Here is a 15,293-nt window from a genome sequence, read left to right as displayed (position 1 = left end):
ATGAGACGGCCGTGGATCGGGCCGGATGCTGCGGCGATCGATCATCGGGCGACTGCGCAGCCAGTGAGTGTCCGTGCCCTCCCGCGTGTACCGGCGTGCCTGCGACCTCTTCCGCCGTGGCGATCACACCCTGGCGTGAGGCGCCACGCGCTGCCCTTGCACGACGGCCTGTGCCGCCGCCCCTGACCGACGCGTTGCGACCTCCCATCGTGTGATGGCCTGCAGGCGCCAGCCGCCTGTTGTCCTGCCTGTCCCATTCCCGATTTTCCCGCGCCTTCGATGCGTGGGTCGCGGGCGTTCCGCCCGCATGCACAAAGGAACCAACACGATGAACCGTTCTCTCTCTCTCGGCCTGCTGCTGGCCAGCATTCTGTCCGGCGCCGGCTGCGCCCGTGCAGCCGAAGAGGTGGCCGCGGCGCCGGGCCATGCCCACGCAGCGGCCGATGCCGCCTCCGTCCCCGATGCGCAGCTGCCGACCGCCATCGTCCACAAGACCGCCAGCTGCGGTTGCTGTGGCGTCTGGATCGAACACCTGCAGGCCGCGGGCTTCGCGGTGGACGTACGGGATACCGATGACATGAACCCGATCAAGCAGCGCCTGGGTGTGCCGGTCGGCAAGGGGTCCTGCCATACCGCCGAGATCGACGGCTATGTGGTGGAGGGGCACGTTCCGGCCGAGGACATCAAGCGGCTGCTGAAGGAGCGTCCTGCGGCGCGTGGACTGGTGCTGCCGGGCATGCCGGCCGGTTCGCCCGGCATGGAGATGCCCGACGGTTATGTGCAGCCGTACACGGTGGAACTGGTGCGCGGTGACGGCAGCACCGAGCCGTTCGCCCACCACGGCCAGGGCGGCTGAGGGTCGCTGCTGCTGTGGCGGCTCACAGGCCGCCACGGCTTCAGTGCGCGTTGTCGCGCTCCCTGGCCAGCTGTGCCTCGAAACTGCGCTCGGCTGAATCCGCGTAGGCGCTACAGCGCATCGCTGCAGCACTGGCCTTGGCGCCTGCGGCATAGTCCCAGCCGCTGGCGCCAGGATGCGGGGTCAACAGCACGTCGCAGGGCAGGCGGCGCACGGTCGCGAAGCTGCGGCGATAGTCCTCGATCAGGTGCGGATAGCGGGGATTGCCCTGCAACCGGTAGCCCGGCGCACTGAGGCTGTCCGCATAGGCGATGCGTACCGGCCTACCATCGCGGGTGTCGTTCCAGGTCCAGGCGGTGCTGCCCGGTGTGTGACCCGGCATGAAATGCGCGGTGAAGTGCATTCCGCCCAGCGACACGACCTCGCCGTCCATCAGGATGCGGTCGGCATTGGCCGGAGGGAAAGTGATGTCATCGCCGAAGTGCAGATCGTTGCTGCCCCCGCGCGCCAGCAGGACGGCCGTTTCGGCGTTGCTGGCGATCTGCGCGCCGGTGCGGCGCTTGAGTTCGGCCACCGCACCGGCGTGGTCGGCATGGGCATGGCTGAGCAGGATCCAGCGCAGCTGCTGCGGTGCGACGCCGCGCTGCTGCAGGTTGGCCAGCAGGTGATCGGCCATCTGCGGCATGCCGCCATCGATCAGCACCGCGCCGTCGTCGGTCTGTACCAGCAGTGCGGTCAGGTTTTCGGTGCCGATCTGCCAGGTGTGGTCGGCGATCTGCAGCGGCCTCATCGGCTGCAGCCATGAAGCATCCACCGTGTAGGCCCGCAGCTGGGGCAGGGGCGGCTCTGCTGCGTGTACCGGCGGGACCGCCACGGCAAGGACGAGGGCAGGCAGGAGAGAGCGCATCGTGAGGGTTCGCTGGGAGGAGGCGCAGAAACTAGCATGGGCCTCGTCGGTCGCGTTCCGCATAGATTTCATGGCTCCCATAAGGCTAGGCGAGCCCGGCCCGCAGCCGGTCGTACAGGCGGACCAGGTCGACCAGCGTACGCGCGCCCATCTTGCGCATCACCTGGGCGCGGCGCACCTTCACAGTGATCTCGCTGACGCCCAGGTCCGCAGCGATCTGCTTGTTGAGCCGGCCCCGGACCACGCCATCCACCACGTCGCGCTCGCCGGCCGACAGCGACTCCCAGCGCTGCTGGAGGGCGCCCAGTTCGTCGCCTTCGCGGCGGCGCTGGCGATCGATGCCGATGCCCTTGTGGATCGCATCCAACAGTTCCTGGTCGCGGAAGGGCTTGGTCAGGAACTCGATCGCACCGTCCTTGATCGCGTTGACACCCATCGCGATGTCACCGTGGCCGGTGATGAACACCACCGGCAGGTGCAGGCCACGCTGGCGCATGCCGCGGTGGAATTCCAGGCCGCTCTGGCCCGGCATGCGCACATCCAGCACCAGGCAAGCGGGCGCATCCAGCAGCGGTTGTTCGAGGAACGCCTGGGTGGACGCGAAGCCCCGTACCTGCAGGCCCATCGAGGCCAGCAGATCCTCCAGCGCCGCGCGCACCGAGGGATCATCGTCGATCACGTACACGATGGGCGCCGGCTCGACGGCCGGTGCAGCGGGTCTACGCATGGCGGTCCCCGATGGCAACAGGCAGGTCGAACACGAAGCAGGCGCCACCGCCGGCAACGCGTTCCGCGCGGATGTGGCCGTCATTGGCCTCGATCATGGAGCGGCTCAAGCTCAGGCCCAGGCCGAGTCCGCTCGACTTCGTGGTCCAGAACGCCTCGAACACGCGCTCCGGCTGTTCCGCCGGCAGGCCGATGCCACGGTCGCGCACGCTCAGGGTGATCCGTTGCCCGTCGCGCCGGCTCAGCAGTGACAGCCGGCGTTCGGCCACCGCTACGCCTTCCATCGCATCGACGGCATTGAGAATCAGGTTGCCGATCACCTGCTGCACCTGCACGCGGTCGGCCTGCACCGGCGGCAGGTCCGGCTCCAGCAGCAGGGCCACGGTCACCCCATGCTGATCGAGTTCGCTGCGCGAGAGCGCAAGCATTTCCTCCACGGCCTGATTCAGGTCGAAGGTGTCGCGCTGGGGTGCCGCACCCCGGGTCAGTCCGCGGATGCGGGCGATCACATCGCCGGCACGATGCGCGTCGGCGAGGATGCGTGACAGCGCCTGCCGTGCCTTGTCAACATTCGGCGGTTCCTGCGCCAGCCAGCGCTGGCAGGCGTCGGCGCTGCTGGCAATGGCCGCCAGCGGCTGGTTCACCTCGTGCGCGATGGACGTGGTCAGCTCGCCGACGGTGGACGCGCGGGCGACCCGCAGCAGGCGTGCCTGCGCCTCCTGCACGGCGGCCTTGGCGGCTTCCATTTTCAGCGTCAGCCAGGTGGTGATGGCGATCACCAGCATACCGATCACCGAATTGACCAGACCGATGCGGTAGGTGCCGAAACGCGTCAGCACGAAGCTCAGGCCGGTCAGGGCGACACAGGCTACGGCCAGGGCCAGCAATCCGCGCGGCGAAAGCACCCGCGAGGCTGCCAGGATCACCGCTGCATAGAAGCAGGCGGCTGCCACCGCGTAGTCGGTCAACGTGTCGAGCAGGAAGATCGCCACTACGGAGACGATCAAGGCCAGCAGCACCAGTGGACGGCGGGACGACAGCGAAGGCATCGGGACAGTTCCCTGGCGGGATGGAAAGGATAGCAAAGCCGGCTCTGCCTCCCGTGGCTGGGCGTGTGCACCTGGACGGCAGCGGCTGCCGCGCTGCACGTGCGCGCGATGATCTCGCGTCACTCCTCCAGGCTGGCATTCCAGAACCCCTGCAGGACGCCGGGCGTGGTGGACAACGCCGCCAGGACCGCATCCAGCTCGTCGCCATCGGCGGTGGTGGCATACAGCACCGCTTCGATCTCCACATCGCGCTCGCCGAACGGATGGTGGTCCACCGCGCGCACGGGGTACTGGGCCTGTTCCAGCAACAGCAGCAGGCGATCCAGTACCTCGGCCTGCTGTTCGCGCTGGCAGACGACATTGATGGCATAGACGGCTTCGCTGAACGTCTCCGGCAAGGGCTGCCGCTGGATGCGGTTGACCACCGGCCGCAGCAGCGTGTTGGCGGCGAGCACGAACAGCGTGGCCATCACCGCCTCCGGCAACAGCTTGATGCCGGCACAGGCCCCCACTGCCGCCGAGCCCCACAGGGTGGCGGCGGTGTTCAGGCCCGAGACCTGCGCGCCCTCCTTCATGATCGCGCCCGCGCCCAGGAAGCCGACACCGGAGATCACGTAGGCGACCACGTGCAGCGGCGACGGCGGCCCGCCGTACAGGTCGTGGAAACGGACAGCCAGGTCGACGAACACCGCCGCGCCGACGGCTACCAGCGTGTTGGTGCGCAGCCCTGCGGTACGTTGGCGCAGCTGGCGCTCCAGGCCGATGGCGGCACCGAGGACGAAGGCGGTGGACAGGCTCAGCAGCGAGCCGAGCGTGGCGCCGGCGTTGAACGCGGGCAGGTTCAGGTTGATGGCGGACATCAGGATCTCCCCAGGCACGGCCGGCAACGCCTACTGCCAGCCGTAGCGACGGATGTAAAGCTTCTTCAGTGCAGTGGTCAGTGCGGCATAGCCGAACAGGATCGCCACCAGGAATGGCCAGTACCCTGCCGGCAGTACCTGCAGCCTGAAGTAGGTGGCCAGCGGGCTCATCGGCAGGATCACGCCCAGGGCCATGATCAGTCCCGTCATCAGCAGCAGCGGTGGCGCGGCGATGCTCTGCAGGAACGGCAGCTTCGGCGTGCGGATCATGTGCACGATCAGGGTCTGGGTCAGCAGGCCGACGACGAACCAGCCTGACTGGAACAGGCCCTGGTCGGCGGGTGTGCGAGCGTCGAACACATACCACATCAGGGCGAAGCAGCTGAGGTCGAAGACCGAGCTGATCGGTCCGAAGAACACCATGAAGCGGCCGATGTCCGTCGGGTTCCATTTCAGCGGCTGCCGCACCAGTTCCTCGTCCACGTTGTCGAACGGAATGGCAATCTGCGAAACGTCGTACAGCAGGTTCTGCACCAGCAGCTGCAGCGGCAGCATCGGCAGGAACGGCAGGAAGGCGGACGCTACCAGCACCGAGAACACGTTGCCGAAGTTGGAGCTGGCGGTCATGCGGATGTACTTGAGCATGTTGCAGAAGGTGCGCCGGCCCTGGATCACGCCTTCCTCCAGCACCATCAGGTTCTTTTCCAGCAGGATGATGTCGGCCGCTTCCTTGGCGATGTCCACGGCGCTGTCGACGCTGATGCCGATGTCGGCGGCGCGCAGCGCGGGCGCATCATTGATGCCGTCGCCGAGAAAGCCGACCACCTTGCCCTGCGCGCGCAGCTGGCGTACCAGTCGTTCCTTGTGCAGCGGCGTCAGGCGGGCAAACACGCGGTGGTGCTGCAGGGCGTGTGCCAGCGCTTCATCGCCCATGCGTTCGATCTGCGGGCCGGTCAGGATCGTGTCCGCGTCGAGTCCGACCTGGGCACAGACACGGGCGGTGACCAGTTCGTTGTCGCCGGTGAACACCTTGACCTCGACGCCATGCATCGCCAGTGCCTGCAGTGCCTGTGCAGCCGATTCCTTGGGCGGATCAAGAAAGGCCACGTAGCCGATCAGGGTCAGTCCACATTCGTCGGACTGGGTGTAGGTCGCCTGCTGTGCGCTGGTTTCGTTCATCGCCACCGCCACCACCCGCAGGCCCTGTTCGTTCAGTTCCTCGGTGGTCTGCCGGACCCGCGCCAGCCGCCGTTCGTCCAGTGGCATGTCGTGGCCGTTCTCGCGCACGGTGGAGCACACCGCGAGCATCTCCTCGACCGCGCCCTTGCAGATCAGCTCATGGTGATTCCCGCATTCGGATACCACGACCGACATGCGGCGGCGCTCGAAGTCGAACGGTATCTCGTCCACCTTCCGGTAGTCCTGGCTCAGGCGCAGCGAGCTCTGCAGTTCCACGTGCTCCAGCACGGCGCGGTCCAGCAGATTGATCAGGCCGGTCTGGAAGTGGCTGTTGAGATAGGCGAACTTCAGCACGTCTTCCGAGTCACGGCCGAACACGTCGGTATGCCGTTCCAGGGCGATCCGGTCCTGGGTGAGCGTGCCGGTCTTGTCGGTGCACAGCACGTCCATGGCACCGAAGTTCTGGATGGCGTCCAGGCGCTTGACGATCACCTTGCGGCGCGACAGCAGCACCGCCCCCTTGGCCAGGGTGGAGGTGACGATCATCGGCAGCATTTCCGGGGTCAGGCCGACCGCCACCGACAAGGCAAACAGGAAGGCTTCGGTCCAGTCACCCTTGGTCCAGCCATTGACCAGCAGCACGAACGGCACCATCACCAGGGCGAAGCGGATCAGCAGCCAGCTGACACTGTTGACCCCGGCCTGGAAGGCCGTGGGCGCACGGTCGCTGGCGATGCTGCGCTCGGCCAGAGTGCCGAAATAGGTGCGGTTGCCGGTAGCCAGTACCACAGCGGTGGCCGTGCCGGAGACCACGTTGGTACCCATGAACAGCAGGTTGTGCTGATCGAGCAGGCCGGCCTGCGCATCGCCCGGATGGGCGAACTTCTCCACCGGCAGTGATTCCCCGGTCATGGCCGCCTGGGCCACGAACAGATCCTTGGCCGACAGCACCCGGCAGTCGGCCGGAATCATGTCGCCGGCCGAGAGCACGAGGTGATCGCCGGGTACCAGCTCGCGGATCGGCAGGTCCAGCAGCCGTGAGGGCCGCCGGCTGTGCAGGTGCGCACCGAAGTACTGATCGGCCAGGTCTGCCGCTTCCGTTCCAGGGGTGCGCCGCAGTACACGCGCCGTGTTCCCCACCAGTGCCTTCAGCCGTTCAGCGGCGCGGTTGGAACGCCCTTCCTGGACGAAGCGGATCAGGGTGGACAACAGCACCACCGCGCCGATCACCACCGTGGCCTTCGCATCCTCCGTCAGCCAGGAGACCGCTGCCAGCACGGTCAACAGCAGGTTGAACGGATTGCGGTAGCACTGCCACAGGTGGCGCCACCACGGCAGCGGCTTTTCGTGATCGACTTCGTTCGGGCCGAGGGCGGCCAGCCGTTCGTCCGCCTGGTGCTGGCCCAGGCCATCGGCGTGCGAGTCCAGCCTGCTCAGCAGGTGCGCTTCATCGAGCTGCGCCAAGGTGACCAGTCCGGCGGTGAGGTTGAACGGTACGCTCCCGCTGTTGCCGTGACCGAAGCCGGCTTCGGGCATCGCCCGGCGCCGGAACAGGTTGCCGGCGCGCCGGCTGCGCAGGAAAGCGTTGAACCAGGCATTGAGCAGGCTCATGGGGAACTCCTTGATGGGGCCGGCGCAGGACCGGCACGCAGGGGGCAGGGCGTCGCTTCGCCGGTCAGGCGGAGCGCAGGGCCAGTACGTCAGGCGACCAGGGCTGCATGCGAAGGCGCTGGCTGCCGCCGATGCACAGCGGCTTCATCGCGTCGCGGAGGGGGTAGGGCAGATGGCGCAGGACGCTGATGCGCTCGCTGATCGGCAGCAACGAAAGGACGTCGGCCACCACGCGTGGCGAGCCCAGCGCCAGCGAACGGGCAAACAGCACTGGGCCATGCACCCACAGCTGGCTGCGCAGGGCGGTGACATCGCGCGTACCCATCAGGCGGCGCAGGGTGATGTAGAGGGTCTTGCAGAACATGGGGGCACTCTCCAGGCAGGTGCGCCTGGCGGCCCCCCGCACTCACGCAGGCAGGGACCGGCCGCCAGGCGCCCGGTACGGGCGGAAGCAGGCAGGCAGGGGCGCGTTGCGCCCGGCAGGGTCGGGATCCATCGGCGTCTCCGTGCAGGTGGGAAGGGGCTGCCGGGCGCGTTTCCCGGCGGTGGTGCCATTGTCGGCCGCTGGCCGGGCACGGCCTAGAGGCCCGTGGGTTAGCGTCGCTATACCTTGGTATAGCGGCCGCAGTCGAAGCTGACGGAATTGTCAGGCAGGCGACAGCATGGTGCCGGAGGTTGCCACCCAGGATGACGGCAGGCCTGCGCAGACCGGCGCGGGCACCGGATTGGACCCCCTGCCATGCGATTGCCTGATGTCACTGCGCTGCTGCGCCGCCGCCACCTCGCGCTGGGAGCGGCACTGCTGGTTGCCCTGTTGCTGGCGATGTTGTTCCACGGCGTTTCCCGCGGCGACGCACAGCCCAGCGCGGCACCGCCACCGGTACCGGTGGTCACCACGCGCGTCGAGCAGCGTGATGTCCCGCACTGGCGAAGCGGCGTCGGCACGGTGCAGTCGCTGCAGAGCACCGTGCTGCGCCCGCAGGTGGATGGCGTGCTGACCGAAGTGCTGTTCGAGGAAGGGCAGAAGGTGCGCAAGGGGCAACTGCTCGCGCGTATCGATGATCGCGCCATCCGTGCCGGTCTGGGCGGTGCACAGGCGGCGCTGGTGCGCGACCGCGCCACGCTGGACGCGGCGCGCTCGGATCTGTCACGGCTGCAGCATCTGTCCAGCGACCAGCTGGTGTCGCGGCAGATGCTGGAGCAGCAGGCCGCCACCGTGCAGCAGTTGCAGGCCACCGGCCGCGGCAACCAGGCTGCGGTGGACGCAGCGCAGGTGCAGCTCTCGTATACGCGCATCGTGGCGCCGATGGACGGCCGCATCGGTCTGCGCCAGGTGGATCCGGGCAATCTGGTGCGCGCCAGTGACACGCAGGGGTTGGTGACCGTGCAGCAGACCGATCCGATCTCGGTGGTGTTCGCGCTGCCGCAGGACGCGCTGCCGCAGCTGCGACAGGCGCTCGCCGCAGGCGGCGCACAGGTGCAGGCACTGGACCGCGAGGGTGGCCAGCTGCTGGCTGAGGGCACGTTGCAGGTGATCGACAACCAGGTGGACGAGGCCTCCGGTACGGTGCGGCTGCGCGCGCGCTTCAGCAATGCGTCCGACCAGCTGTGGCCCGGACAGCTGGTCAGCGTGCGGGTGCGCACCGGCCAGAGCACGGGCGCGCTGGTGCTGGATGCCGCGGCGATCCAGCGTGGCGTGCAGGGCAGCTTCGTCTACCGCGTGGTCGCTGATGGCAGCGTGGAATCGCTGCCGGTCACGGTCGGCGAACAGGACGGCGGGCAGGTGGTCGTGCAGGGTGAGCTGCGGGTCGGCGATGTGGTGGTACGCGATGGACAGTCGCGGCTGCGGCCGGGCACGGTGGTGGCCGAGGCCAAACCCGCCGCGGCGCCTGCAGCGGTCCGGCGCGGGGCGGCACCGTGAGCGCGCGCACCTCGCTGTCCAGCTGGTTCGTTCATCACCCGGTCGCCACGACCCTGTTGACCCTGGCGGTGGTGCTGCTGGGCGTGGCAGCATTGCCGCGCCTGCCGGTGGCGCCGTTGCCGGAGGCTGAGTTCCCGACAATCCGGGTCAATGCCAATCTGCCCGGTGCCAGCGCCGAGACCATGGCCTCGGCGGTGGCCACGCCACTGGAAACCCAGCTGACGGGCGTGCCCGGCATCATCGAGATGACCTCGACCAGTGCACTGGGCAGCACTTCGATCACCCTGCAGTTCGATCTGGAAAAGAACATCGACACGGCCGCACAGGAAGTGCAGGCGGCGATCAACGCCGCCGCCGGCCGCCTGCCCAGTGAACTGCCGAACATGCCGACCTGGCGCAAGGTGAATCCGGCCGACAGTCCCATCCTGGTGCTCAGCGTGGTGTCGACCCAGATGTCGATGACCGAACTGAGCGATCTGGCCGAGAGCCGCCTCGCACGCTCGATCAGCCAGATCAGCGGCGTTTCGGAGGTCGGCATCGTCGGCCAGCAGCGTCCGGCGATCCGCATCCAGGCCCAGCCGGAGCGGCTGGCGGCGATGGGCCTGACCCTGTCCGACCTGCGTGGCGTGGCGCAGAACGCCAGCCTCAACCAGGCCAAGGGTGCACTGATGGGCGAGCAGCGCACGTCCACCTTCGAAGCCAACGACCAGCTGTTCAGTGCCCAGGACTACCGGCGCCTGGTCGTTGCCTATCGTGACGGCGCACCGGTGGCGCTGGGTGATGTCGCGCAGGTGATCGACGGCGCCGAGAATGCCTACGTGCAGGCGTGGCCGAACGGCCAGCCTGGGGTCGGCCTGATCATCAGCCGGCAGCCCGGCGCGAACATCGTGCGCACCACCGATGCGGTGCTGGCCGCCTTGCCGGAACTGAGCGCGAACCTGCCGGCCAGCGTCGATGTGGAGGTGCTCAACGACCGTACACGCACCATCCGCGCGTCGCTGCACGAGGTGGAGCTCACCCTGGTACTGACCATCGTGCTGGTGGTGCTGGTGATGGGCCTGTTCCTGCGCCAGCTTTCCGCCACGCTGATCGTCGGCGCGGTACTGGTGGTCGCGCTGGTGGCGACCTTCGCCGCGATGTACGTGGCCGGCTTCAGCCTCAACAACCTGACCTTGGTGGCACTGGTGGTTGCGGTCGGCTTCGTGGTCGACGACGCGATCGTCGTGGTTGAGAACATCCACCGTCACCGCGAGGCCGGGCTCGGTCCGGTGGACGCCGCCCTGAAGGGCGCCGGCGAAATCGGCTTCACCGTGGTCTCGATCAGCCTGTCGTTGATTGCCGCCTTCATCCCGCTGCTGTTCATGGGCGGGGTGGTCGGGCGCCTGTTCGCCGAGTTCGCGCTGACCATCACCGTGGCGATCCTGATTTCCATCGTCGCCTCGCTGACCCTGGCACCGATGATGGCCGCGCACCTGATGAAGCGCATGCCGGCGCACCGGGACAGCGAGCGGACCCTGGCCGGGCGCCTGCTGGCCGGCTACGACCGCAGCCTGCAATGGGCCCTGCGCCGCCAGCGGCTGGTGCTGGCGGGCTTCGGCCTGACCGTGGCGGTGGCGGTGGCCTCGTACATAGTGATTCCCAAAGGCTTCTTTCCCCTGCAGGACACCGCCTTCGTGTTCGCCACCACCGAGGCGGCGCAGGACATCGGCTACGAGGAGATGGTGGCCAAGCACCAGCAGCTCGCGCGCATCGTTGCGGATGATCCGGCCCTGCAGGCCTACAACCACGCGGTCGGCGCCACTGCCGGCAGCCAGACGCTGTCCAACGGCCGCTTCTGGTTCGTGCTGAAGGACCGCGGCGACCGCGATGTGGACGTGCACGGCTTCATTGACCGGGTGCGGGCGAAGATGGCCAGCGTGCCCGGCATCACCGTGTACATGCGCGCGGCGCAGGACATCAATCTCGGCGCCGGGCCGGCGCGGACGCAGTACCAGTATGCCCTGCGCGGACAGGACAGCCGCGAGCTGTCGCAGTGGGCCGAGCAGCTGACCGAGCGGCTGCGGGGCCTGCCGCAGCTGCGCGACGTGTCCAATGACCAGCAGGTCGGCGCCAGCGTGACCCGGCTGGAGATCGACCGCACGGCAGCGGCGCGCTTCGGCCTGACCGCCAACGACATCGACCAGGTGCTCTACGATGCCTTCGGCCAGCGCCAGATCAACGAGTTCCAGACCGAAACCAACCAGTACCGGGTCATCCTGGAAATCGCGCCGGGCATGCTGGGGCAGGTCGATGCGCTGTCCTACTTCCACCTGCGTTCGCCGCTGACCGGGCAGATGGTGCCGCTGTCGGCCGTGGCCCAGGTGCAGCCCCCGGGCAATGGTCCGCTGTCGATCAGCCATAACGGCATGCTGCCGGCGGTGAACCTGTCCTTCAATCTGGCCCCCGGCGTTTCACTGGGCGAAGCGGTCGGCCTGGTGGAGCAGGCGCAGGCGCAGATCGGCATGCCTGCCAGCATCAGCGGCCGCTTCCAGGGCACGGCACAGGCCTTCCAGGAGTCGCTGGCCAGCCAGCCGCTGCTGATCCTCGCGGCCCTGCTGGCGGTCTACATCATCCTCGGCGTGCTGTACGAGAGTTTCGTGCACCCGCTGACCATCCTGTCCACTCTGCCGTCGGCCGGCATCGGCGCGGTGCTGATGCTCTGGCTGTGGGGGCTGGACTTCTCGATCATGGCGCTGATCGGCATCGTGCTGCTGATCGGCATCGTCAAGAAGAACGGCATCCTGATGGTCGACTTCGCCCTCGACGCACAGCGCAACCGCGGGCTGGCGCCGCTGGAGGCGATCCACGAGGCCTGCCTGACCCGGTTCCGCCCGATCATGATGACCACGCTGGCCGCGTTGCTCGGTGCCATTCCGCTGATGATCGGTTTCGGTACGGGTTCGGAACTGCGCCAGCCGCTGGGCGTGGCGGTGGTCGGTGGCCTGCTGATCAGCCAGCTGTTGACCCTGTACAGTACCCCGGTGATCTACCTGGCCCTGGACCGCCTGTTCCTGCAGCGTCGCCGCGAGCGCAGGGAGGCGGCGGGCGCTGCCCTGGCGGACCCTGGATGAAACTGCTGATCGTGGAAGATGAAGGCAAGACCGCCCATTACCTGCGCACCGGCCTGGGCGAGCAGGGCTGGGCGGTGGATCTGGCTGCGGACGGTGTCACCGGCCTGCATCTGGCGCGCGAGTTCGACTACGACGTGATCGTGCTGGATGTGATGCTGCCGGGCATGGATGGCTTCAGCGTGCTGCGCGAGCTGCGCCGCAGCAAGCAGACACCGGTGATCATGCTGACCGCGCGGGACCGCGTGGATGATCGCGTGCACGGCCTGGGGCAGGGCGCCGACGACTACCTGGTCAAGCCGTTCTCGTTCATCGAACTGCTGGCGCGGCTGCAGGCCCTGGTGCGGCGTGGGCGCCAGCAGGAGCCGACCGAACTGCAGGTGGGCGATCTGCAGGTGAACCTGCTGGCCCGGCGGGCCTACCGCGATGGCTCGCGGCTGGACCTGACCGGCAAGGAGTTCGCGCTGCTGGCGCTGCTGGCACAGCGGCGGGGCCAGATCCTGTCCAAGACGGTGATCGCCGCCCAGGTCTGGGACATCAATTTCGACAGCAATACCAATGTGGTCGAAGTGGCGATCAAGCGCCTGCGCGGCAAGATCGACGGCCCTTACCCGAGCAAGCTGCTGCATACCGTGCGCGGCATGGGCTACGTGCTGGAAGTGCGCGAGGACGAGGGTGGGCGGGGATGAGGATGTCGATCGCCCAGCGCCTGTCGGCGATGTTCGCGCTGGCCGCATTGCTGGTGTTTGCTCTGCTGGGCGTGGGCGTCTATGGCGTGCTCGAGCGGCAGGTGGTGCGCTACCAGCATGCGGAACTGCAGACCAAGCTGCACGCGGTCAGTGGCAGCGTCGCGATGTGCGACAGCACCGAGCGCTGGAACAAGGTGCGCGAGAAGGTCGGCAACCTGATCTCCGGGGACCGCGACACTCTGGTCTGGGCATGGAGCGAGAACCCCACATTCCGCATCGGCCAGGCAGAGCCGCAGGTGCAGGCCCCCGGCAAGGGCGACAACGGCATGGGTACGCTGCCGCGTGAGGGTGGGCACCCGCTGCGCACGCTGTATGAACGGGTGCCGGGCAAGGGTGCGCGACCGGATGTGGACCTGTGGATCGGCATCGACTCGGAGCCCTACACGCAGGCGCTGCAGCGCTTCGGCGTTGCGTTGTGGGTGGCCGGCGGGCTGGGCGTGCTGCTGGTGGCCGGGCTTGGCTACTGGATCGCCCGGCTGGGGCTGGCCCCGCTGCGGGCGCTGTCCAACGAGGCACGCTCGCTCAGCCCGCAGCGGCTGTCGCAGCGCCTGGCCGCGCAGGGACTGCCGGCCGAACTGGGCCACCTCACGCATGCCTTCAACGGCGCTCTTGATCGGTTGGAAGCAGCGTACACGCGGCTGGACGGGTTCAACGCGGACGTCGCGCACGAGCTGCGCACCCCCCTGGCCAATCTGATGGGACAGACCCAGGTGGCCCTGTCCCGTCCGCGTGATGTGGCGGCGCTGCAGGAGGTCATGCAGTCCAACCTGGAGGAACTGGAGCGCCTGCGTGCGATCGTCAACGATATGTTGTTCCTGTCGCGGGCCGGCCAGGGCGATATCGCGGTGGAAACGCGTCAGGTCCAGCTGGCAGACGAGGTCGCCACCGCCGGTGAATTCATGGAATTCCTGTTCGAAGAGGCCCAGCTGACGTTGCATGTCGAAGGCGACGCCACCGCCCGCATCGATCCGTCGTTGTTCCGCCGCGCGCTGACCAACCTGTTGCACAACGCCGTGCAGCATGCGCGTCCAGGCAGCGACGTGCGTGTGCAGCTGCAGTCCGAAGGCGACGGCGTGCGGGTGGCCGTGCTGAATGAAGGCAACGGCATCGCCGCCGAGCATCTGCCCCTGCTGTTCGAGCGCTTCTACCGGGTCGACCAGGCCCGTGAGTATCGGGGCGAGCGCCATCACGGGCTGGGGTTGTCCATCGTCAAGGCCATCGCCGCACTCCATGGCGGCGAAGTGTTCGTGGCCAGTTCGGACGGTCTGACGACGGTCGGCTTCACCGTGGCACGGTGAAGGAACGATTCAGCCGGGCTGGCCGAAACGGTCGGCGAAGTCGTCGGTCGCGCGTACCAGCGCGTCGGTCGTGGCCGCTTCGTTCGCACTGTGGCCGGCAATCACCATCTCCAGCCTGGCTTCCGGCCACGCCTTGGCCAGTTCCCACGCGCTGCGTGGCGGACAGATGATGTCGTAGCGGCCCTGTACGATCACCGCCGGGAGGTGGCGGATCCGCTCCACATCGCGCAGCAGCTGGCCGGGCTCAAGGAAGGCCCCGTTGCGGAAGTAGTGCGCTTCGATCCGGGCCTTGGCCAGGGTATCCATCGGGTCGCTGCTGGATTCGGCGGACACCTCGTGCTGCAGGGTCGCAGCATTGTCCTCCCAGCCCAGCCACGCCATTGCGGCAGCAATGCGGATGGCGGGGTCCGGGCTGTCCAGGCGTGTCCAGTACGCCTGCAGCAGGTTGCCGCGCTCATCTTCGGGAATGTGCGCTTCATAGCGGTCCCAGCGCTCCGGAAATATCCAGCGCGCACCGCCCTGCGGCTCGGAAAACCATTGGTTCTCGATGTCCCGCCCCAGATACACGCCGCGCACGATGAGGCCGGTGGCGCGGGCGGGATGGGCCTGCGCGTACGCCAGCGACAACGTCGAGCCCCAGGAGCCGCCATACACCAGCCAGCGCTCGATACCGAGGTGCTCACGTACCTTCTCGATATCGGCCACCAGTTCCTGCGTGGTGTTGTCGCGCAGTTCGCCGAACGGGGTGGAACGGCCGCTGCCGCGCTGGTCGATCAGCACGATGCGGTACCGCGCCGGGTCGAAGAAGCGACGATGCGTGGGTGAGATGCCGGCACCGGGACCGCCATGCAGATACACCACCGGAATGCCGTCGGGCGTCCCGCACTCTTCGACATGCAGGGTGTGCAGCGTGCTCACGGGCAGGGTGTGCTCGCGATAGGGCGTGATCGGGGGGTACAGCGTGCGCATGATGGACGTCAGTGGACCGGGGCCTGACAGCATACCCCCGGCGCGCGCCTACAATGGCGTC

Annotated in this window: 12 protein-coding genes; 5 read left to right on the top strand and 7 right to left on the bottom strand. The window is 67.9% G+C overall.

Going from position 1 to position 15,293, the window contains the following annotated elements; all coding sequences use genetic code 11:
* Positions 1 to 328 precede the first annotated feature (328 nt).
* Positions 329 to 856: a DUF411 domain-containing protein gene (locus tag N8888_RS09955; protein WP_081284412.1), complete on the top strand. Its 528-nt coding sequence runs from the start codon at positions 329 to 331 to the stop codon at positions 854 to 856.
* Positions 857 to 896: 40 nt separating this feature from the next.
* Here the strand turns inward: N8888_RS09955 and blaL1 are convergent, their stop codons facing one another.
* The 6 genes from blaL1 to N8888_RS09925 form a co-directional block, all read right to left on the bottom strand.
* On the bottom strand, positions 897 to 1,763 hold the full coding sequence (blaL1, locus tag N8888_RS09950; protein WP_262100595.1) for a L1 family subclass B3 metallo-beta-lactamase: 867 nt from the start codon (positions 1,761 to 1,763) through the stop codon (positions 897 to 899).
* An 85-nt stretch (positions 1,764 to 1,848) separates the two neighbouring features.
* Entirely contained in the window at positions 1,849 to 2,490 is a 642-nt protein-coding gene (locus N8888_RS09945) for a response regulator transcription factor (protein WP_197571380.1), read from the bottom strand.
* On the bottom strand, positions 2,483 to 3,538 hold the full coding sequence (locus tag N8888_RS09940) for a sensor histidine kinase (protein ID WP_128989685.1): 1,056 nt from the start codon (positions 3,536 to 3,538) through the stop codon (positions 2,483 to 2,485). Before N8888_RS09940 ends, N8888_RS09945 begins: the two co-directional genes overlap by 8 nt.
* Before the next feature lie 119 nt (positions 3,539 to 3,657).
* Positions 3,658 to 4,398 carry an MgtC/SapB family protein gene (locus N8888_RS09935; protein WP_065176105.1) on the bottom strand — a complete coding sequence of 247 codons (741 nt, stop codon included), beginning with the start codon at positions 4,396 to 4,398 and terminating at the stop codon, positions 3,658 to 3,660.
* A gap of 30 nt (positions 4,399 to 4,428) precedes the next feature.
* Positions 4,429 to 7,188 (bottom strand): magnesium-translocating P-type ATPase, encoded by a 2,760-nt coding sequence (gene mgtA / locus N8888_RS09930; protein ID WP_263174378.1) that lies wholly within the window; start codon positions 7,186 to 7,188, stop codon positions 4,429 to 4,431.
* A 64-nt stretch (positions 7,189 to 7,252) separates the two neighbouring features.
* Positions 7,253 to 7,552 (bottom strand): hypothetical protein, encoded by a 300-nt coding sequence (locus N8888_RS09925; protein ID WP_193395833.1) that lies wholly within the window; start codon positions 7,550 to 7,552, stop codon positions 7,253 to 7,255.
* 375 nt (positions 7,553 to 7,927) lie between these two features.
* Between N8888_RS09925 and N8888_RS09920 the strand changes: the two genes are divergently transcribed.
* Genes N8888_RS09920 through N8888_RS09905 form a run of 4 tightly spaced genes read left to right on the top strand, consistent with a single transcriptional unit; the run spans position 7,928 to position 14,263 of the window.
* Positions 7,928 to 9,109 (top strand): efflux RND transporter periplasmic adaptor subunit, encoded by a 1,182-nt coding sequence (locus N8888_RS09920; RefSeq protein WP_053515919.1) that lies wholly within the window; start codon positions 7,928 to 7,930, stop codon positions 9,107 to 9,109.
* Positions 9,106 to 12,219: a multidrug efflux RND transporter permease subunit gene (locus N8888_RS09915; RefSeq protein ID WP_263174374.1), complete on the top strand. Its 3,114-nt coding sequence runs from the start codon at positions 9,106 to 9,108 to the stop codon at positions 12,217 to 12,219. The genes N8888_RS09920 and N8888_RS09915 overlap by 4 nt, the downstream gene beginning before the upstream one ends.
* Entirely contained in the window at positions 12,216 to 12,905 is a 690-nt protein-coding gene (locus N8888_RS09910; RefSeq protein ID WP_053515914.1) for a heavy metal response regulator transcription factor, read from the top strand. Before N8888_RS09915 ends, N8888_RS09910 begins: the two co-directional genes overlap by 4 nt.
* 2 nt (positions 12,906 to 12,907) lie before the next feature.
* Entirely contained in the window at positions 12,908 to 14,263 is a 1,356-nt protein-coding gene (locus N8888_RS09905; protein ID WP_263174369.1) for a heavy metal sensor histidine kinase, read from the top strand.
* 9 nt (positions 14,264 to 14,272) lie between these two features.
* Here N8888_RS09905 and pip read toward each other — a convergent pair whose 3' ends face one another.
* Complete coding sequence (gene pip / locus N8888_RS09900) at positions 14,273 to 15,232, bottom strand: prolyl aminopeptidase (protein WP_065176103.1); 960 nt, start codon at positions 15,230 to 15,232, stop codon at positions 14,273 to 14,275.
* Positions 15,233 to 15,293 lie beyond the last annotated feature (61 nt).

The sequence above is a fragment of the Stenotrophomonas maltophilia genome (genome assembly GCF_025642255.1).
Taxonomy (GTDB): Bacteria; Pseudomonadota; Gammaproteobacteria; order Xanthomonadales; family Xanthomonadaceae; genus Stenotrophomonas; species Stenotrophomonas maltophilia_P.
Note: the sequence above shows the minus strand (reverse complement) of the source record. Positions and strands in the feature narration are given on the sequence as shown.